Genomic DNA, 578 nt, shown 5'->3' on the forward strand with positions numbered 1-578 from the left:
CAGGTCGGCCGCCTGCTTCTTGGCCGCGCTCGCCTCGCCGCTGGCCCGGTTGCCGGAGGCCGTGTGGCCGGTGACGCGGGCCTTGCCCTTGTCGCAGCCCTTCTTCTTGGCGGCCTGGTCGGCCCAGGCCGCGTAGTGGTTGTCCGCCGACGCGGACGACCGCCACGCCTTGGTCAACGCCCGGGTGAGTTCGGCGTTCCGCGGGATCTTGTCCAGCTTGAGTTCGCCGAGCCGGGTCACCAGGGCGTTGCGCTGCTGCGCCGCCGACCGCAGATCGGCGGCGGCCTTCGGGAGCGCCTTGCAGGTCTTGATGTTGTTGACCGAGGCGATCACGCTGGCGCGGCTGTTGCCGCTGTCCTTGAGCAGCGCGTCGAGCGCCTTGGCCTGCGGCTCGGCGGGGTCCGTGGTCTTGGTCGGCGTCGGGGACGGGGAGGCCGACGGTGCCGCCGACTCGCTGGCCACGACCTCCTTGCCGGGGTCGGTGGACTTGTCGCCCTTGTCCTTCTTGTCGTCGTCGCCCATGCTCATCGCGGCACCGGCCGCGAGCCCGGCCACGGCGCAGGCCGCGACCACGGCGC

The 578-nt window shown here is 72.7% G+C and carries 1 pseudogene; it reads right to left on the reverse strand.

Annotated features, from left to right (window positions below):
* Positions 1-578: pseudogene (locus KUM32_RS42905) on the reverse strand (hypothetical protein); the annotation flags it as partial.

The sequence above is a fragment of the Streptomyces sp. AC627_RSS907 genome, assembly GCF_019049165.1.